Here is a 19,487-nt window from a genome sequence, read left to right on the forward strand (position 1 = left end):
TTTTGGTCCTGGTTTAATAGCTTCAATTGTCATGTGATACATAATTTTAAAAGTTTATAATTTACTCAAAAGTAAATAATAGTATAAATACTATCTTACGGTAACCCGTAATAAGCAGTAAGTTACAATTAACAACCCCAAGTTATCCTATTTTGTAAAAATTAATAATCACCCACAAACCAACCATTACAAAAACCACTAACACACACTTGCAATACCTTAATAACGAATTGTTTAAACAACTTATTATTCCTCTAAATGCTAAATAATGTTAAAAAACGCAAATACCTATAATTTTAAGTAAGGGTTACTCCATAGATACTTCATGGATACTCCATAGTAAAGCCATAGATAGTTCATGGTAATGCACCAGAGTGCACCTCAATAATTAAAAAACAGAAAGTACACGCTCCGCTTCCCTCCTACAACTTCCTCAAAAAAACACACCTGTTATAGCAACTAATCTCAAAAAACAAACTGAAAAAACCATATAACGCTAATGTATATGTGGTGCATAATAAAGCCCGAAAATTGTTTAAAAATTTCGGGCAATGACTAATACATTGTAAGTATTTTGGTAGTGTTTAGATCTAACCACACGACAACTAAGGGTCGCATAGCTGTCTACTTACTCTTTTTGTAAGGTCAATATAATGGCTGTACCAATGTCAATAATACTTTGCGCAGCAATATTTTGGTTGGCTATAGTTAAAGATATAGTTGGGTTCTCGTCTAATAAGGTTTGCGAGTCCTCATCTAAGGTGTAAGTTAATCCTACAGAGGCTATAAGTCCTATAGTAGCATCGTTATAGGCTCTGCCTATAAGCTGTGGCATAATGCGTTTTTCTGCAACACCACTTGGTGGTGGTACCGGAACTATCTTAAACTTTAAAGTGGCTGCTGCATTAGCATTTAGGTTGTACTGGTTAATATTATTAGCATTAAGCGGAGTCACATTAGCGCGATAATTTCTGCTCTGGTAGGTTTGTCGTAAGGGTGCACTTTGCGTATTAGAAAGATCCATAGTTAAAGACACCTTGGCTTCAACCTCTGTTTCTGGTATCACATAAAACGTAGGTTGGTAACCAATACTTCTAATCAATTCCAACATGCGTTGGTTGTCAGTAACGGTAACGGTAGCAGCATCCGCACTATCAGCGTCTGGAGTCGTAGCGTCTTGCGGATTGTCTAGACTGTAAAGTGCTAAGGTTTGTTGTAAAGAGCCCTCGTCTAATGCAGATTGTGCTTCGCCTACACCTCGTCCTATAGAGGCTATTAATTCGCCTAACGGTCCCGATAATAGGTCACTAAATTGTTGGATTGGATTACTCATTTTTACTAAATATTACAGTGATTAATTGATTGTTTTGTATGGTGCTGTTTAATGCTGGACTCTGCTTAAAAGACTCTCCTGATGGCACACTACTCTGTTTTTGATAAACAGGATTTAGTCGTAAGCCTAAATTGTTTAAAATGCGTCTTACAGCAGTTTCTGTAAATCCAATCAAATTAGGTAGCGTACCTGATGTAGTAACGGGTCTTGGTGTACTTTCTATGTCTAAAACCACTTCACTAATAGAGTTTCCATTAATCTCCTTAGCAGTTTCATGATTTAAAAACTGCAAATTAACACCCTCTTGATCACGATTAACCAACGACTTAATTTTTAACTGAATATTAGACAGCTTATAGTCACTAGTATTTAAGTTGTCTGCTAACTGTATCTCGTTTACTATGTTGGTATACACACCACTAACTGGCATTGGTCGTAAATCAAATGCAACGTCCTTACTTAGTTCGTCTATTTTTAATTGCAACTGTTCATTTTCAGTATTTTTTATGCTCAACTGTTCTACAGTAGTTTTGTATTTGGTGTTTAGCGCATCTAGCGTGGCATAAGCTTCCAAGCGTTCCTTGTCTGACTGTGCTTTTTCTGCACTACAAATCTCTAATTGCTCTAAATAATTGTGTTGTTCTTTTTCAAGTAAGGCATAAGCATCTTGCAAGGCTGTATACCCTTTGGCACAATGCTCTAACGCTTGAATACTCTCGGTATAATTCCCGTTTAAAGCTTCATACTCCTTTTGAGAGGCTAAGTACTTGTCTTCAAAAGGGGCTAAACGTTCTATGGCTTGTCTAGCCTCCTTTAAAGCGGTTGTAAGGGAGTCATTTTGTGTCTGTAACTTACTATTATTATTATGTAATACCTCAAGTTCTTGCTGTGCGTCATGTAAGGCGGCTTGTAAGGCTTCCTTTTCCTCTTGACAGTCCTTAGCATCAGTCGCTAAACTTTTAAAATTAGCTTCTAAATCAGAATGGGCTTTAGTTAAATCAGTATGGGTTTTAGTCGCTGTTTTTAACGAATTGGTAGCCTCAGTATATTGCTTTTGCTTTGCGGTTAATTGCGTTTTAGATTTGGATAACTGCTCTTCTAACGTCTTAGTTTTAGTAATACATTGTTCTAATGACGTGTCAAGGAGTTGGTTTTGATACGCAAACGAATAAGGGGAAGTAACAACTATAAAATCCGTAAACCCTGGTTGTTCTTTTAATATATCCTCTGGCAACAAATAAGCAGTACCAAAATCAAAATGCAAGACACTCTGTTCTTCATCAAAATGAAAAGCATATAAGGAGGTCAAAACCTGAAATTGCTCTAATTTATAAAGATCCTTCTGGGCAATAATGCGCAGCTCTGGGATCTGATTGTTTTTTAATATCTTGAAAAAAGACAATAAAGCTTTGGCTCTGGACTTGGTCGTTTCTTCTATACTTAAAACTCCTTTAACAATATCGGCGACATAAATAGAAATCCAGGCATTGGTGGTAACCTCATAATACTGAATAAATATAGGTAGTTTGGCTTTGGGCTTATTCTTTTCATCAAATAATGAAAAATCAATACGTATGTGTTTTAGTTTACTGAGTGGCATAAGGTTATGTGTTGCTAATAGCTACAGAGGTAAAAATGGTTCCGCTGTTAGCTACAAAAATTATCGTTTTATTGACATCGCCTGAGGCAATGGTGATGTTGGTTTCATAAACACCTGCTCCATTGGTAAACCCTTCTTTGGAGGGCGAAAATAAAGGTGGTGTGATACTAGTTGCGGTATCATTTAAGGCTAATGAGGTTGCTTCATCAAAATTGATCTCTACTTTTTGTCCTACAACGGGTTCATTAGTAGCATAGGTTAACGTGACTTTTAGTGTGTAGGCTGTTGCCGAAATTTGTTCAGCAGACATCACAATAAAGACCTGCGGAACACCTTCATTGGGCATTACAGCAACAAACCGACCAGAAATGGTACTGGTAATTTTATTGGAAGCACTGTCGTTACTAGTTTTATTTTGTGTTGTAGTTGGTAATTTATACATTAAGGCTTGATGACTTTGTTGCGTCATCACATTGCTTTTTGCAAAGGCAGCAGTTTTTGCAACCTCAGGATTAGCAAGGCGTGCATTAGATGATGGTGTAGACTCAGTTTCATTTACAACTTCACTTATCACCTCTAAAGAGAAATCTAAGTAAGGCAATTGGTATAAGGTATTTGGTCGTCCATACTCGTCATAAGGTGACATATTTCTTAACTGATGCTGTGCCACATTAAGACTATCGGCTATGGATAGTAAAATGTCATGTAATGCTAAAGAGCTATTATTTGCTTGACTCATAATTATGCGTATTTGTCTTTTTTACGTTGTTGACGTGCTTCACGTTGTTGTTCTCGCTTTTGCGCTTGTTTCTTCTCGTCTCTTGATTGTTTCTGTCTTTGTTTTTTGTCAGCTTCTCGTTTATCTTCGGCTTTTTTCTCTTGTTGGCGTTGGTCTTTGGCCTCTTCCTGCTTAGCGTCTTTTTGCTTCTGTTTAGTTAAGGAGGATTTAGTAGCCTTAGCTTTGGCTTTTAGTTTGTCTTTTAATTGTTGTTGTTTCTGCTCAAAAGCATCTTTTTCTTGTTGTGCTAATGCTTTAAAATCGTTTTCAAAGGACTTAAAGTCACTAATTCCTTCTTTTGGTACCACATCAAAAGAATCTACCATAGAGTCTTTTTGAAAGTCATCCCATTTTTTCTCGGACTTGGCCTTTAGTTTTTTAGCCTCCTTTTGTTGATCTCTCAATTGTTCCCATCGGTCTTTTATTGTTTTTGCTTTTGGTTTCGATTTTGGTTTCGATGAGCTTTTTTAGTCCTTGTTCTATCCACCGACTCTCTGAGTTTAGATAGAATGGGTGCTTTGGGTTGGTCTCGCTGTTCTGACCAATTAGCTTTAGGTTGGTCTCGTTGTTCCGACCAATTAGATTTGGGTGTATCTCTGTATTTTGACCACAGATCTTTTGGTTTTTTTACAACTTTGGCTTTAAAGGTCTCCCGTTGTTTGTCCCATTTGGCTTCAAAATCATCGGTCTTAAAGTCCTTTTTAAAAGCCTTAGTGCGTGCCACTTGCTTTTTGGCATTAATAACCTTTAATTTAAGAGCGTTCCTTTGGTCTTCCCAATGTTTAAATGCTAGCTTTTTGGCTGCAATTTTGTCTTCTAATTGGCGCTTGGTTTCAAACTGCTTTTGGTCTTGTTTCCTTTTGGTTGTAAAGGAGTCAATGGGCTGTTCAAAAGGGCTATTAGCTGGTGTGTCTGTAACTTCAGAGTCACCACTTAACGTTTTCATCTGCTGCTCCAAAGCTTCACGCTCGGTAATTAAGCTTTTAAGCGTATCATCAATGTGTACTAAATCTTCAAGGGATGCCTTTAAATCTAATGCTGAAGCTGAATCCTGTTCTGGTGCTTTGGGTAATAATGTTTTCCAATTTTTAGCCATAGAGTTTCGTAATTTAAAAGGTTAACTACCAGTATCTTCTTTTAACAAGGCTTGCAAGCGACTTTCAAATATAACCGGAACTGGCACAGTAACTAGCTTGGTTCTTAGCTCTGAACTACCACTGGCTTCAAATTGGTATTTTTGAGAATAACTAGCGTTGACTGCTGCAGACACATTAGTAAAACCGGTACTATAACGTCCTTTAACTTCTGCCGAAAGACTTAAATCTCGGTCTTCTTGAAAACGCATATCCATCTTTATAGAAATATAAGACTCCACAAACTGATAAAAAGTGGGTGTAAAACCTAAAGCTAATAAGCTTACACCCGACTCTCCTTCTTTTAATACGATTAAGGCAGTGTCATCTTTCTCCATTTCACCATCAGCATTAAGCTTGTGACCACTCATCATTTGCGCAATACGAATAGATACTTTGTCTAAGGCATATTGTGCCTCAGCAATACCAACTCCCAAATTTTTAATCATCTCCGGAAATGGCACGTTTAATAATTCTTTACCTATGTTCATAAGATCGTATTTAATTTATGTATTGATTACTGTGGTGGTGTTTCTGCAAATTCTTCGTCCATCATCTTTCTAATTCTTTCTTCTAACACTGCTGGTGGCGGAATAGGAACTAGTTTGGTTCTTAATAGACTACTTCCTTCAGCAGAGTAACTGTACTTTTGAGAGTAGCTAGCATTAACCTGAGAAGTACTAACAGTGCTTTTACTAGCATTAGGACTACCAAAAAACTTAGCAACTCCACCACCAACACCTACACTACTTTTAGTAGTAGCTGTTCGATTAATATCAACCGTTGAAGAACCTTCTTGGGTATACTTAATAGCTATTTTTACTTCTATAATAGAATCTACAAATTGATAAAATGTAGGGGTAAATCCTAACTCCATCATAGATAGTCTTCTAGGCACATTAATCTCAACTGATGACCCTGTTCCAGCTGTTGTAAGGGTATAAACACCATCAGCTTCAGTTGCTAATGCTCCAGAAGAAGCACCTACTTTTAAGTCCTCTACTATTTTGTTTTGCTCATAGACTGAGGCTTCTCCACTATTTAAATAGGTAACAGCTTGTGTAGATGTAAACTTTTGTTGGCCAAAAAAGACACGACTGTCTTCAAAGGTCACATTACCATCATCATCTGTAATGGTTTTAAGTCCTCCCATCATTTCTGCAACGTCTATAGAGTTGGCATCTAATGCCATTTGTCCTTCGGCTATTGCCATAGCCATTTGCTGAATCATACTGCCCATCGGCACATCTAGTAATTCCTGTCCAATCCTTGGTTTGTTACGTAAATTCATCTTTTAATGTTTAATTGTTATTTATGTGTATTGTCTAACAGTATTTATAATACTGGCTTAATAGTTTTTAACTTTTCTAATAGGTTTTCTGGTGGTGGTAGCGACACCATTCTAGCTGCAATACTAGAAGAGCCACTGGCTGACTGATCAAACTTACGACTGTAAGACGCACTTACTGATGCAGCTACAATACCAAAATCAGCTTCCACACTGGCGCCTACCGAAAAGGCTTCTGATTCTGCCATAGAAAATTCCATTTTCATTTCAAAACTAGCTTCAGTAAACGCATAAAAAGTCGGAACAAAACCTAGTGATAATAAATTGGTGGTTTCCCCATTAACCTCGACACCTTTTTCCGCCAGTGCTTTTAGTGTTTTAATAGAGTTTTCATCTAAGGCAGCTTGTGCATTGGCAACAGATATGCCCATCTGCTCTATCATTTGATGTAAAGGCGCATTGGTTATTGAATTTGTTATGGTGGCTATAGCTCCCATAATTATTCAGTTAAAGAGTCTACGTACTTTAAAAACCCATCTGGTGGTGGTAACGCAACCATACGTGCCGACATAGACGAATTACCCTCTGCAGACATTTCAAATTGCTGAGACATGCGTAAATCGACATTCAATCCTAACGCAACAGTTTGATTTGAATTAGTATTACCACTAATATCAGATAATAATTGATTGGCGCTTTCACTTTGTGCTATTTTAACTTCGTCTACTGTACCTGCTTCCTCTTCTTTTGAGATATTAATAGATTCGCTTGTTTTAGAATAAGCAGAAAACTCTATCTGAGTCTCTTTATCCAGATAATAGTCTATACCATGTCTTTCTTCTGTCCAATAGTCGCTTATATCTTCTGTTGATGATGAAATTTCAAGACTACTATTAGAATTTATGATAAAGTAATTAGCTCCATTGTTTGGAGTAGCTCCATTTAACACAGAATTAAAATAAATATAATCTGCTCCAGAAGTAATGGCTATAGTTACTTTTCTAAAGACTTCATTTTTAGTGTCATCAGGACCACTATTAGCTCTGGCTAAAGTTTCACCTTTCGGTTCAATATGTATTTGTGTGGCTCTAGCGCCTTGGGCTACTAGATGATCACGCATAGCTTCACACCTATCCTTAGATAAATTTATATTGTAGGCATCTGCTCCACTACTATCGGTATAGCCTTTAATAACAATGCTAGCAGTGTCATCTTCTCTTAAAATTGAAGCCAATGCCTCAAACTCCTCAGCTTTTCCTGCGTTGTCTATAGTCCCTTCTGCATAATTAAAATTGAGGATACGTTTGTCAAATCCAAAATGGAATTCTAAATCCTTTGGACTTACTGTAGAACCATAAATTAGGTGTCCTGAAAAACCGTAGAAACCGCCAGTAGTTGAAAATGTAGTAGAAAGATCAGTACCTAAGGTAAGAACAGTTCCGCTTCCATCTTTATCAACATTATTCCCACTATAATCAGTAATCTTTAGTATTGTGAAATCTGTAGGCGGTGTGTAACGAGTGACAAACTGTTGTAATACCGAATAGTTTAAGCGTTCTACATCTTGCGATTGGATAATTTTAGAATGAAACTCATCTATTCTAGAGACAATATCAATACTTTCATCTAGTTTATAATGATTGTCATTAATAACCACAGCATTCTTGGTACTGCTTTTCATTAAAAACTTTCGTGATGATTTAAAACTACTCTTTTCAGAATTAAATGCCTTCTCTTTCTCAATAGTTTTATAATCGTCTTTACCTTGTTTTCCAGAGTTATAAGTGGCGTCGACTTGAACGTCTAGCGCAAACTCATCTTTCATTTTCATTTTTAAATGAATGTTAGCGCTAATGTCTGCATAGGTAAAACTATAGAACGTTGGTGCAAAACCCAGCTCTAATAGTGACTTATCCCCTAATGTGGTATTGGCTAGTTTTGTTATTTGATCGATAGAGTTATCATCTAACTTCTTTTGGGCATCTGCTATACCCATAGCTAAGGAAGTGAAAATATCACTAACATCTACTTGCTGGAGTACCGATGCTCCCTCTTGAATTTTTGTTACGTTTGACATATATTTGTTAATTAAAATGGATTAATCATTTCTGGTAATTCTATTGCTATTTGAGAGTTTATAGTCTCTTTTCTAACAATATAATAGTGATGCTTTTTATTAAGACTTTCTATTTGTTGTTGACTAATAGTATAGCCTCTTTTACACCAATTATGTAGTTCTTGTGCTAAAGGAATTTTATGAGGCTTCAGGATTGCTATTGCATTCTCAAATGCAATTATGGCGTCTTCTTTGTCATTGAGATATAAATACTGTATGCCTTTACGCTCCCATAAGGACGCTAAATACTTCATAAAAACAGGGTGCTCTTGTAGGTCGTCTTTGGACTCCATAAAAGCAATGCATTTATCACAAAATGTAATCACCTCTATGTAAGATTTCATCTGTTCCAAGCTTTCCATTGCACATTGACTATAATGTTGAAAGAATATATCGGCTTGAGGAATCTGTTGAGACATACGCAAAGCTTCTTTATAATGCCTCAACGCTTCTTTATGGTTGCCTTGTGTGGCGTAAAGTTTACCTTGTTCTGCAATATTGTAATGTAAATTAGTATTGTCCATAAGGCTTAACTGTAAATAGGTTCTACATCACAACCCAAGGCTTCCAATTGTTTAGATAGTAAACGATTAAGCACACTGTCTAGCTTTTCTGGGGTTTGCCATTTGGTATCCTTAATTTCTACGCTCTTAAAAAATAGATCCAATGTTTGCTCTACTTGTTTTTTCTTTGTGATATTTTGTATTTGCAACTGGTATCTATCTACGGAATTTACATGACTTTCACAGTCTAAACCAGCAGCTGTTGTTAATTCTAAATAGGATTTAACCTTGCTTTTAGGTAGGCTTTCTACAATTTCAATTGGTAGATAATTAGCAAGTCCGTTAATTAAGTCTGTTGGCATCCCAATTGCTTCGTTTAAGAATTGTACAGACGCTTCATTGTTGGCATCAAAAGCATTCAGAATGATTCTATAGCGTATAAAATCTTCATTAACTAATTTTATTTTTTGAGGGTCTTGTACTTTAGTCCATAACTTTTGTGCCTCTTTATGAGTAAGTCCTGTTATTTTATTTTGCTCTAACGCATATCCTGCGTTTTGACATAATAACTTAAACTCATTAATAAAAGTTGGTGTATAGTCTCTGATTAATATAGTATAAGTAGCATGTAATGGGTTACTAACCATAACCTCTGCATCTACTCTTTTGTCTAGTGCTATAGCAGTATTTTTACTAACACCTCCTAGAACCACAGAAGGATCCTGAATTAACAATTCAAACGCCTCTTTCTCATTGATGCCTATAAACTCAGACAATTGTTTAGCGACACTTTGGATGGTTAGTGGATTGTCTATATACAGAGCTATATCAAGTTTTTCACTTGGAGCTGGAATAGCAACATCAGCATTTTGCACTAATACCTCTAACCCCAAGTCTGTAAGCATACCTTGTACTTTAACAGCAGTGGCTTCATCTACTTTATGTAAAAACACACTAGGTGCGTTATAAATCATCTGTGTTAATATTTGATGATTAACCTCAAATGCATCTGCCAATATTTTAGTAATCCCTGGTTTGGCGGTCCCGATAGATTGAATAAGAATTGTTTTCATAGATTATAGTTATATTTTAATCATTAGTTTATTTAAGTTTTAAGAACACTAAAGTGATACTTGTCTTGATTTAAAACGATCTTAATTAATAGTTTATAAAGTTCATTTTTAATTAGTTACAAACCCTTAGCCGTACAACCTTTTCTAATAGGGTTAATTAACCCTTTCTATTTTCTAGTAGTTTATGTGTAATAAAAGAAGACCTAATGACTAGGTATGTAATTAGTGGGATACAATAATTTATATTGATTTAATGAATAAAGAAACTGGAAAGTATATTTGTAATTATACCTGGTTATTAATTAGCTAACAAAGCCACAACAAATAATACATTTTTAAATCACACGGTTTTCAGGGATAAAAGCAATGTGAGTTTTAAAGTATATTTACACTCTAAATAACTATTAACAAAGACATTAATATAAGCCCTAAGATGAAAGAAGATATGAAATGGTTTGAAGAGATGACCCAGTTCCTATTCAAAGAATACAAAACTTTGTTTTTAAAAAAGATAGTAGATCTTGAAGAAGGAACAATAAAAAAAATAGCCCTTTTAAGAAATCAATATCTAGATTATAATGACGATGGTGATGATTTTGTAGTTGTTGATTATACTTTAGGTATCTATACTAAAGAGCAGTTACGAGTGTTAAAAAATAAAATAGACGAATCCGCTCCTAGTGATGTTTTAGAAAGTGTTAAAGATCTTTGGGGACCTCCAAGAATTAATAAAGCATGGGAAAAAAATTACCAATATAGTACTGACTTTGAATTGTTTCAACATTGTACTGTTCTAGCAACTGTAGGTCAAAAATTGTTAGAAGACGCAGACATTAAGCCATATATAATAAAAGGCGCTTCTGTTTACCTAAAATGCTTCGGAGATATAGAAGAAGAGTGTACAGTACCTATGTATAAAGGAGTTATACCAGACACTATAATTCGTGAAAAAGTTATAGCAGATTTTGTTGCCACTCCTGAAAATCAAAAGCTACTATTATCTCTTTGGAATAAAGAAATTACAGTACCCGGAAAAAGTCTTTTCAAGGCTATTGGTATGACGCCATTATCAAATTATCCTAGTCAGAGTGATATTCGTAAAGAGCTATTTAAAGCAAGACATATATTAATTAAAAAAGAAGATGAAGGAGCTAGTAAGGAAGCACGTAATAAAGCTGCAATAGCTAGTTTAGAGCCTTATTTAGAAGATATTAAACCTTTTAAAGGAATAAAATCTGAAAAAATAACGGATGCTATCCAAGAACATGAAAGCGCCTGTAACTATTTGGGATCATGGTACAACGGATTAAAAGATTATGACAATGCAGAAAAATGGTGGAAACGTTGCTATCAAATTCTACCTACTGAAGCAGGAACCTTAAACTTATGTTTATTGTATAAAGATGATAAATTAAACTATCCAGAGTTTTTAAAAATCTGTGAACATTTAACGTCTATCTACAACAAATTATCTTTATATAGTCAAATGTATGTTTGGGAATACTTAGCAAGCGCTTACGTATTAAATGGAGAGATTAACAAAGCACGTAATACCTTTAAAACTCTAATAAAAGAGAATCCTGATGAAGACATAGCGTATTACAAAAATCTAGCAAATAAAGCTTTAGACAAATTGTTTGAACAAAATGGAACAGATGAAAAGCTAAAAAATAAATTACTAAATGTGTTTGAAGCTTAACATATAAATTGCTTATATCCTTAGTATAATAATCTAGTAGATAATTATACTAAGGGATAATGTATGTCTATATGGCGTGATAATTTATAGTTAGTGTTGGGTGTTTTTTTACAGTAAAGCGTATATAGTATTATTTCGTTTCACTCTTTTTTGCTTTCTTCATGGACACTTTAAAATCATCCATGCTACCATGTAATTTTAAGTTGAGGTAACGTATTTTTTTATTAGGATCAAGCTCTATAATATCGTCATCCTCCATTTCTACAGTACTATCGGGATTATTTTTTTTAGCAAATAGCTTATAACGCGCAGCTTGTTTTATAGTTTTCCAAGGTATTCTAATATAATATTCAATATTGTTGTCACTATCTTGTGTACCTGAAAACTCCATATGTCCTAACGTAGACTCGATAGTCATATTGGGTATAGTAATGCGTCCGTTAGTAATATCTAAATGATTTCTAAGGGTATCAAATTTTATATTTCTAAGGTTTTTATCTCCCATATAATCCGATAACATAGATATAGGATCATAATTTTGTAATTTTCCATTTAGGACTTCTAAATCCATATGGATTTCTGATTGATCTAAATCTGGTACTAGATCTGGATACACCCTAATATTACCTTTAATTCTAGAAGACACGGTCCCTTTTAAGTTTTCAGACACTAAATGATCTTGTCCAAAGTTTTCAAACTTAAACAGTAATTTGTCTATGTCTACATGCTCTGCAATTAAATCTGGCTTCATGTAAATATGTTTTGGATCACTACCATTAAAATAGCCTGACATTTTAAACTTACCTCCAGCTGCATTCATAGAAAACGTATCCACATGGATATAATGGTTTTGTGTGGTACGCAACTGCGCTTTAATATTTTGTAAATCAATACGATGGTATATAAAATGACCAACATCAATATCAAAAGTCATGTCTGTAAATGGCAGTTCATACAAATTAAAAGCGTCTGCGTGTACTTCTACATCTACAGTTTCATCATCTGTTTTAGTGGTTGTTATTGTAGTGACTGTTGGAGCTGATGTATTAAAATTAAACAGTTGATCAAAATCTATGTAATTAGCTTTCAATGCAAGGTGATTGTCACGCTTTTTTATTGCTTCATCTTCTCCTAAATAATAGTTAAGATCCATACCAAATATAGTACGTCCTATTTTACCATTAAATTTTTCAATGACAAGATGCTCATCTTCATAATGAAAACGTCCATTAAAATTTTGGAATCGTAAAGGATGTAAATGCATTTTAGTGGTAAGCTTATCAAGATCTAGATCTATGGAATGCAAAGCAGAATCTTTGTAATGCATACTTGAGTTAAGGTGTAAAACTAGTTTTTCAAACTCTTCATGACGATACTCTTTAGGGACATAATTCTCGCCTTGGTAAGAAAAAATATCTTCTAAACGTAATAAATCTGAAGTTAAAGTAAGATCCAAATCGACATCTCCATTAAGTTGGTCTTGCATCCAAAAACCATAATTATAGACTTGTCCATTAAAATGAAAATCAGAATCATCAATATAACCAGTAAAATCTACAATGTTGAGGTCTTTTTCACCAATAAGAAAATCAACATGAAAATCATGTAATTCATGCGGATAGTGTTTTAGTTGAGCATGAAGACTATCTATAAAAAATTCGCCTTTTGGTAAATATTGAGATTCTGTAAAGGCTTTAGCTGAAGATTTAAACGAAAACCCTGTACTTAAATTTTTAATTTGTTCATCTATACCTGTACTATCAATTACAGAATATCGTGTAAGCTCAGTAATATCAAGAACTTTAGATGCTATGTCTAAATGTGCATCTACAGGAGTATCTGTATGGTGTATAATGGCAGGAAAATCAGACAAGTATCCTGTAATGGAAACATCAGAGTTACCCAACACCATATCAAATTGATCCAGCGTGGCTTGTTTACCTTTCATGATAAGGTGCGCATCAAGTTGTTTTAATGGCGCAGGAAGATCTGCGGATGTAATACTTAGATTGTTTACTTTTAGCTCTGTAAAATAAGCTTGATTAAGTGTGTTAAGTGAAAGTTCTGGATGGTCTAGATCAATAATATCATGAAAATTCATTTCTAACGATACATTTCCAGATGTGTTGTCTATGTCTGTAAGATTAAGAAAACTAGCCATAAATTCTAAGTTAAAATCTACATTTAATTGCATGTTAATTTCAGGCGCTTCAAAATTTTCAACAACAATATTCCCCAAAAACGTCCCTTTGTCTAGTTTGGCAGTCATATCTGTTAAAGAGAATTTCATGGTACGTAAATGACGGTCTTTTCCATTAGTAAAATGACCACTGAAGCCCATGTCATCAACGCGTTTACCTTTATCTGTATTTTCTAGAAATGCCTCACTGGCACCAAAATTTACATCAAAAAAGGGCATTTGTTGGTTAAGTGTTGGACCTTTAACCATAGCATTAAAATAGATGTTTCCTGCATTCCTATAACGTTCCAAAACAGGTATAACATCTTCTGGTGCAAAAGCAATTAACATATCAAAATTTGGCTTGGTACCTTTTATAGCAAGGTCCAAGTCTACATCATTTTTAGTATCTATAGTACCTTCTATTTCAAAATCACCATGTTCCATTTTTACACCTGAAGGTTTAACAGTAAGCAATCCTGTAGTTTGATTTAGTGAAAGGTATGTATGAAGTTCAAAATGTTTGTGACGCACATAAGTGGTGTCGCCATTATCAATCAAATTCATTTCAAACTCGGTGTCTATATGGGCAGAAATAAACTCACTGTTAATTTCAAATCCACCTTTTCCTTGAGATATAAAAGTTTCTAGATCTGTATTTTCGGTTTCATCTTTTTTATGAATATCTAGATTTTGTAATTGAATACGTTCTAGTTGGATATTGGCAAAGTCATCATTGGTTGTTTCTGAATCTTCAAAGGAGGCTAAAGCATTTTGAAGATTAATAGTACCATCTTTATGTACCACAATATCAAAAAAACCATCTTCAATAATTAGGGATCTAATGTTATAGTTTCCTTGTATAATATCCCATATATTAAAACCAGTATAGATGTCTGCGACCTCAAGTATTGGTGTTACATTAGTGTCTTTAGTTTCATAAATCTTTACATCATCGACCTTAAAAGATATATCCGGAAAGTTGTTAAAAAGTGATAAATGGGTGTCTCCAATAGTGATTAACCCTTGATGTTGGGTATTCAAAACAGTGATTTCATCTTGAATAATTTCATCTTGTTCAGAATAAATATATAATACTACTGCACTAAAAAATAGTATTGGTACTAAGATCATAGCAATAATAAACCGCAACCAGAACTTTCGTTTTTTTAAGAATTTTAACTTCATACTATTATATTGGGACTATTTAGCACTAGCGTAGTTACTAAAAGGTAGTAATATAATAAATATACTTACTAATTAAAGACTTATATTTTAATTATTCCAATAGTAGATTAACCTCTTACCAAGATTTTGTTAGTAAGAGGTCTAAAAGTAACAGTTTGTAGATGTTGTATTTTAAAAACTAATGGTCATGATTTTATAAAAAACACAAGAGCCTTCCTCCCATTTAAACTCCAAAAAAGGGAGGAAGTCTAAAAAGCTTAGTTAGCTTATTGTTTGTTTGCTTAGAAAAATTACTCAACAGAATTAAAAATAGGATAATATATAACCAATAAGTATCACTCAAATTGGCATAATACGTCAATAGTAAAATAAAAATCCCTAAACCATAAAACGCAAGGTTTAACCATGATTTATTTAAATAATGCTTACGTAGTATTAAAAAACTCCCAATTAGTAATAAACCTAATATTATAAAACGCCAATTAGAATTGTAATTAACAGACTCTAAGCCAATAAAACTAAAAAGCGACGCATAGCCTGCCCAACACAACGGACATTTAGGAAAAAAGAATAGAAACACAACAGAGAGACCATTTATAACACTAATCTTTTGACGACCATTTTGAGGTGCTTTTTTTGGACTAGTAGTACGACAAGCGCAAGTGGTTGTTTTTAAAGGTGCCATATCAGGTGAGTTTTAAAGGTGATACTATTCTTTTTCGTCTTCTTTAGTAGTTGGTTTTGGTAACGAGGTGTCCCAAGAAGCTCTTCTAAGTAACCAGCTAAAATCACCAGACAATTGTCCTCCAAATTTTGGTGCCAAGGTGGTACTGTCATAAGACACAGCAATACCAGCACTAGAATGGCAACCAATACAGCTTTCTGTACCAAAGATGCTTAATGGTAAAGCAGTTCCTTCGGACGTCGAGTTTTCCATAAGTCCAGCAATCTGATTACCATCCTGAAAAAAAGTTTCCATAGTAATATTAGTTAAGTAGGCTATATTAGGTCGTCCTCCAGATTTATTAATCACACTTTCTGGCAAATGGTAGGCAGTTGCTGTACTTGTAGCAGGTTTTGCATTTTGGTCCACAGGATATTGTGTGTCAATCAATTGGTAATATTGCCAAACACTACCTTGCGCCTTAAAATAGTCTTGCATTTTACTATTAATTTCTCTAACCCTAACAGGAATATCAACCATACGCTTAGATTGCGTTTTCATGGTATCTGATTCAGCAAAATAGTTATTTATATCACCTGTTATTGTCCAATAGTCACTATGCTCAGAGCTATGGTGCTTATAAATACTCTTGCCATTAGTAGCATCCACATTCACTGGACAAATCTCGCAATCAGGATCAGTCAATGTAGGATGTATAACGGTCGTCTTACCATCAGGACCTACAATAACATTTTCATCTAAATTGTCTATATGTTCAAAAGTAGACCATACCCATTGCTTACCGGTTGGTGTTTTCTGACTAATATGAAAACCAATCAAACCAAGACGCACTTGCTTTGGTTGTCCTGTAACTTCATCAATAATATAACCTTCATCAGTCAAATAACGATCTTGATGTAAATCAGTAGGCTTAAAAACACGCCAAGCTAATTTAATCTCTGTAGCACCAAGTGCGCCACTATCATAGTTTCCTTTAGGGAAGTTAACTTCAGTTTGGGTCTTAGTAAATTCTAATTGTCCATTAATATTATAAAGCTTATTAGCAACAATATAATCAAACTCTGCTTGGTTCATTAAAACTTCATAAACAACAACTTCTCCATTCTGATCAAATAATTTACCAGCAAAAGCCTGATCCGTTTCATCTGCAATATTATGATGTGCAGGTAGCGTTGGTGTTCTACTACTTAGTATCACTCTAGAATCACTATCATTTAGTAAACTAGATGTAAGACCTAAACCAGTCTGTATTCTAGGACTACTCCAATCTGCGGGTTGTTTCCCGTCCTCTCTATACACCTGAAAAGCTTCTTTCCAACCTAACCAAGCAGGTGATCCTGCGTCAGTAAACTTAGGTTTTGGGATGCCATCATCGGTCATTGGCCAATTAATAGCAATTAAAGCTTGCCAACTATAAAGATTATAAGCTTGATTTAGCTGGTAAATATCACCTGCTGCTTTTAACTCGTTTTGTAATACAGGATCAACATCTACAGGTATATTAGGTGTAAAAATAACTGGCGAAGGGACACCTTCGTAATGCACCTCATTACAAGAGGATATAGTCAATCCAATAAGCAATAGACAAAATAAGCGAAGGGTCGTAATCGTAAAAAGCGATTTTAAATACATAGTTGGTTTCATAGATAATAATATTATAAGGTTGGATTTAGGTTTCAGTTTAAAAAGGGTATAATCATGTTATGTGTATGCTAATCCTTTGGGATATAATTAAGTTCTAAATAACAGGTGTTTAATGGACCAGACGTATATTAATTGTAGGTTGTCCTATAGTACGAAACGGAATAACAGGTCGCTGTCCATCCGTTTGTCCATTAGACAGTTGTATCTCAACTTTTACTTTACCTTTAGCCTGTAATAGTTGTTCATGTTTAAATACAAAATCAAAACTTACTAAGGCTTGTTTTACACAGTTTTCACAATTACCAGGATTAGTAGCCTGTAAAAAGAAACGGGTTTGAACTAATGCGCCATCCAAATACAACGACACGGTAAAAGAACCAGGTATTTTCAAACGATTCACATCCTTAACCCTAAGCGATACATAAGACAAATCACTTAACGTAAATGCATTGGATTTAGATTGTCCTGTATTAGAGACACGTTGTAAAGACAACTCTTCTGTAATATAGTTCTCAGGTTCAGTCAATGGTAATGCAGGCTCAATATAATTAATACCCATAGCATTTAAATCAATAGTCTGATCTACCGTCAATCCTAAAGACGTTGTAAAAGGATCCATATTATTTAACCCAATACCATCAATCCAATCGGTACTATCACCACAAGCTTGCACATTCTTTTTAAAATCAGCAACATTAGTTGTATGGTGTAGTTTTTGCCAACGCCACATTAAGCGATCCCAATTGGCATGAAATAACCAAAACACAGGTTCAAAACCAGTAACATCTTGGTTAGCAGTAGTCGATCCGTTAATATCATGCACCATATCATGTGCATGCATTAAGGTCTCAGATCCAGAAACAAATTGTCCTGTTTTGTCTAAACCATTAAAGGCATTCCATGTAGGCAATTGTATGATTTTATCCAAAAACATCTTGTTAGTATTGGTCGGATCATGAGTAGCATCTCTAAAATACTTCCATTTGTTTGCATTGTAAATGGCAGCAGAATTACGGATAATACTACCATCGGCTTTTAAAGACCCATTAGTAACTTCAAATGGGTAAGCTTCTAAAAAGTCTTGCGGAAGTTGGTAAGAAGAGGTCGATCCAGAAACTTTAGGATCTGAAGCAATAAACGGAGCTTTAGAAAACAACTCAGGATAAGTATTGTCAGAAATATCCCAATACGGAAGCGTCACCTCCTCACAACCAGGTATTGTACGTAAAGCATTTTCAAACTGAAGGATATAAGCTCTGTGCCAAGCTAAAAACGGATGGATATGATGCTCGCAATAAGTCACACCAGGATACCAATGCAGACCGCCTAAAGTATAAAAACTATTAGGATCATCCTTAGGCAAATCCATAATCCCTTGAAAAGCTTTAATAAGTGTGTTTTGTTCTTGCACTGATAAAGTATTCACGTTTTTTCTCTGGCGTAAACTAGTATCCTCTAAAATAGCTGCTTGGTTTGTTTTAAAGGTTTCTAATTCAGCTGTATCTTTTGGACAACCATGAGTAAGCCAGTTTCTAAAAGAAAACAACTTATTGTCATTCCATTTGGTTTTACCCATCGGCATAAATTTATAATACACATAATAATATATTTTAGCACTCAAGGCACTAACCTCAGTATAGCTTTTAAGGTCTATGGTTCTGGACTGTTGCTTATCTCCATCGGCATGCATCATGCAATTATAATCTTGTTCATCAAAAAAGTATTCAATCTCTTGATCCCAAATGGGTTCGGCTATAATAGAAGTAAAATTAGGGTTGTTCAGTTCTGCTTTGGTCATAATAATGCTAGTTTTAGTGTAATACAAATAAGGGATTAACGGTCTAAATACATTTGTTTTTAACAAGTAATAACAAACAATTAAACAACTTCAAAACAGTATTTTTAACTCTGATTTATAGTTGGTTAAGTCAAATGTATAGCATTAGTAAACAACAAAACAGCGTATAAATACCCTATTTTTAGATAGGGTATAAATAGTCATTTTTAATACATTGGCTAGAATGGATTAACAGTACCTTATAGGTGTAGCAATTATAATAGCTTTATGAAGTGAGATTGAAAATAATAACAAAGAAAGCTTGAAATTGATTTTAGTAAAGTATAATTGGCATCAAGATAAAGAGATAGTTTATTCAATTAGAAAAGGAGTGGGAATTTTTATAGATAGTAAATAATTCTATTAAATATTTCTATTAAATATTTCTAAGCACTATGTTAATTCTCTAAAAGGTTAAATAAGACAGATAA

At 34.4% G+C, this 19,487-nt stretch carries 16 protein-coding genes; 1 reads left to right on the forward strand and 15 read right to left on the reverse strand.

Annotation, left to right across the window (positions count from 1 at the left end; translation table 11 throughout):
• Positions 1-628: 628 nt before the first annotated feature.
• From AC0L4B_RS12070 to AC0L4B_RS12120, 11 genes are read right to left on the reverse strand one after another with little or no spacing between them, the layout of a single operon-like run.
• Positions 629-1,333, reverse strand: a complete 705-nt coding sequence (locus AC0L4B_RS12070) for a hypothetical protein (RefSeq protein ID WP_473437134.1) — start codon at positions 1,331-1,333, stop codon at positions 629-631.
• Positions 1,326-2,933, reverse strand: a complete 1,608-nt coding sequence (locus AC0L4B_RS12075) for a PASTA domain-containing protein (RefSeq protein ID WP_473437135.1) — start codon at positions 2,931-2,933, stop codon at positions 1,326-1,328. The genes AC0L4B_RS12070 and AC0L4B_RS12075 overlap by 8 nt, the downstream gene beginning before the upstream one ends.
• Before the next feature lie 4 nt (positions 2,934-2,937).
• Positions 2,938-3,672, reverse strand: coding sequence for a hypothetical protein (locus AC0L4B_RS12080; protein WP_473437136.1), 735 nt, complete (start codon positions 3,670-3,672; stop codon positions 2,938-2,940).
• 2 nt (positions 3,673-3,674) lie between these two features.
• Positions 3,675-4,115 carry a hypothetical protein gene (locus AC0L4B_RS12085; RefSeq protein WP_473437137.1) on the reverse strand — a complete coding sequence of 147 codons (441 nt, stop codon included), beginning with the start codon at positions 4,113-4,115 and terminating at the stop codon, positions 3,675-3,677.
• Positions 4,116-4,132: 17 nt separating this feature from the next.
• A complete protein-coding gene (locus tag AC0L4B_RS12090) occupies positions 4,133-4,807 on the reverse strand; it encodes a hypothetical protein (RefSeq protein ID WP_473437138.1) in 675 nt (224 codons plus the stop codon).
• Positions 4,808-4,828: 21 nt separating this feature from the next.
• A complete protein-coding gene (locus AC0L4B_RS12095; RefSeq protein ID WP_473437139.1) occupies positions 4,829-5,335 on the reverse strand; it encodes a hypothetical protein in 507 nt (168 codons plus the stop codon).
• Positions 5,336-5,361: 26 nt separating this feature from the next.
• The gene (locus tag AC0L4B_RS12100; protein ID WP_473437140.1) at positions 5,362-6,135 is read right to left on the reverse strand and encodes a hypothetical protein; all 774 of its coding nucleotides are present in this window, start codon (positions 6,133-6,135) and stop codon (positions 5,362-5,364) included.
• 44 nt (positions 6,136-6,179) lie between these two features.
• On the reverse strand, positions 6,180-6,629 hold the full coding sequence (locus AC0L4B_RS12105) for a hypothetical protein (RefSeq protein WP_473437141.1): 450 nt from the start codon (positions 6,627-6,629) through the stop codon (positions 6,180-6,182).
• A 2-nt stretch (positions 6,630-6,631) separates the two neighbouring features.
• Positions 6,632-8,209, reverse strand: coding sequence for an OmpA family protein (locus AC0L4B_RS12110; protein ID WP_473437142.1), 1,578 nt, complete (start codon positions 8,207-8,209; stop codon positions 6,632-6,634).
• An 11-nt stretch (positions 8,210-8,220) separates the two neighbouring features.
• Positions 8,221-8,772, reverse strand: coding sequence for a tetratricopeptide repeat protein (locus AC0L4B_RS12115; protein WP_473437143.1), 552 nt, complete (start codon positions 8,770-8,772; stop codon positions 8,221-8,223).
• Between the two features lie 5 nt (positions 8,773-8,777).
• A complete protein-coding gene (locus tag AC0L4B_RS12120; RefSeq protein ID WP_473437144.1) occupies positions 8,778-9,824 on the reverse strand; it encodes a hypothetical protein in 1,047 nt (348 codons plus the stop codon).
• A 433-nt stretch (positions 9,825-10,257) separates the two neighbouring features.
• Between AC0L4B_RS12120 and AC0L4B_RS12125 the strand changes: the two genes are divergently transcribed.
• The gene (locus tag AC0L4B_RS12125; protein ID WP_473437145.1) at positions 10,258-11,523 is read left to right on the forward strand and encodes a tetratricopeptide repeat protein; all 1,266 of its coding nucleotides are present in this window, start codon (positions 10,258-10,260) and stop codon (positions 11,521-11,523) included.
• A gap of 130 nt (positions 11,524-11,653) precedes the next feature.
• On the opposite strand, the gene AC0L4B_RS12130 is transcribed toward AC0L4B_RS12125, so the two are convergent.
• The 4 genes from AC0L4B_RS12130 to AC0L4B_RS12145 form a co-directional block, all read right to left on the reverse strand.
• Positions 11,654-14,890: an AsmA-like C-terminal region-containing protein gene (locus AC0L4B_RS12130; protein ID WP_473437146.1), complete on the reverse strand. Its 3,237-nt coding sequence runs from the start codon at positions 14,888-14,890 to the stop codon at positions 11,654-11,656.
• Positions 14,891-15,113: 223 nt separating this feature from the next.
• The gene (locus AC0L4B_RS12135; RefSeq protein ID WP_473437147.1) at positions 15,114-15,575 is read right to left on the reverse strand and encodes a hypothetical protein; all 462 of its coding nucleotides are present in this window, start codon (positions 15,573-15,575) and stop codon (positions 15,114-15,116) included.
• 24 nt (positions 15,576-15,599) lie between these two features.
• On the reverse strand, positions 15,600-17,219 hold the full coding sequence (locus tag AC0L4B_RS12140) for a hypothetical protein (RefSeq protein WP_473437148.1): 1,620 nt from the start codon (positions 17,217-17,219) through the stop codon (positions 15,600-15,602).
• Positions 17,220-17,328: 109 nt separating this feature from the next.
• The gene (locus AC0L4B_RS12145; protein ID WP_473437149.1) at positions 17,329-19,017 is read right to left on the reverse strand and encodes a tyrosinase family protein; all 1,689 of its coding nucleotides are present in this window, start codon (positions 19,015-19,017) and stop codon (positions 17,329-17,331) included.
• Positions 19,018-19,487 lie beyond the last annotated feature (470 nt).

It is taken from the genome of Olleya sp. NP1-10, assembly GCF_055804415.1.

Bases quoted from the DNA above. Each gene is read 5' to 3' on its own strand.
- AC0L4B_RS12070 (WP_473437134.1), bottom strand. From the start codon at position 1,333: ATGAGTAATCCAATCCAACAATTTAGTGACCTATTATCGGGACCGTTA.
- AC0L4B_RS12075 (WP_473437135.1), bottom strand. From the start codon at position 2,933: ATGCCACTCAGTAAACTAAAACACATACGTATTGATTTTTCATTATTT.
- AC0L4B_RS12080 (WP_473437136.1), bottom strand. From the start codon at position 3,672: ATGAGTCAAGCAAATAATAGCTCTTTAGCATTACATGACATTTTACTA.
- AC0L4B_RS12090 (WP_473437138.1), bottom strand. From the start codon at position 4,807: ATGGCTAAAAATTGGAAAACATTATTACCCAAAGCACCAGAACAGGAT.
- AC0L4B_RS12095 (WP_473437139.1), bottom strand. From the start codon at position 5,335: ATGAACATAGGTAAAGAATTATTAAACGTGCCATTTCCGGAGATGATT.
- AC0L4B_RS12100 (WP_473437140.1), bottom strand. From the start codon at position 6,135: ATGAATTTACGTAACAAACCAAGGATTGGACAGGAATTACTAGATGTG.
- AC0L4B_RS12105 (WP_473437141.1), bottom strand. From the start codon at position 6,629: ATGGGAGCTATAGCCACCATAACAAATTCAATAACCAATGCGCCTTTA.
- AC0L4B_RS12110 (WP_473437142.1), bottom strand. From the start codon at position 8,209: ATGTCAAACGTAACAAAAATTCAAGAGGGAGCATCGGTACTCCAGCAA.
- AC0L4B_RS12115 (WP_473437143.1), bottom strand. From the start codon at position 8,772: ATGGACAATACTAATTTACATTACAATATTGCAGAACAAGGTAAACTT.
- AC0L4B_RS12120 (WP_473437144.1), bottom strand. From the start codon at position 9,824: ATGAAAACAATTCTTATTCAATCTATCGGGACCGCCAAACCAGGGATT.
- AC0L4B_RS12125 (WP_473437145.1), top strand. From the start codon at position 10,258: ATGAAAGAAGATATGAAATGGTTTGAAGAGATGACCCAGTTCCTATTC.
- AC0L4B_RS12130 (WP_473437146.1), bottom strand. From the start codon at position 14,890: ATGAAGTTAAAATTCTTAAAAAAACGAAAGTTCTGGTTGCGGTTTATT.
- AC0L4B_RS12135 (WP_473437147.1), bottom strand. From the start codon at position 15,575: ATGGCACCTTTAAAAACAACCACTTGCGCTTGTCGTACTACTAGTCCA.
- AC0L4B_RS12140 (WP_473437148.1), bottom strand. From the start codon at position 17,219: ATGAAACCAACTATGTATTTAAAATCGCTTTTTACGATTACGACCCTT.
- AC0L4B_RS12145 (WP_473437149.1), bottom strand. From the start codon at position 19,017: ATGACCAAAGCAGAACTGAACAACCCTAATTTTACTTCTATTATAGCC.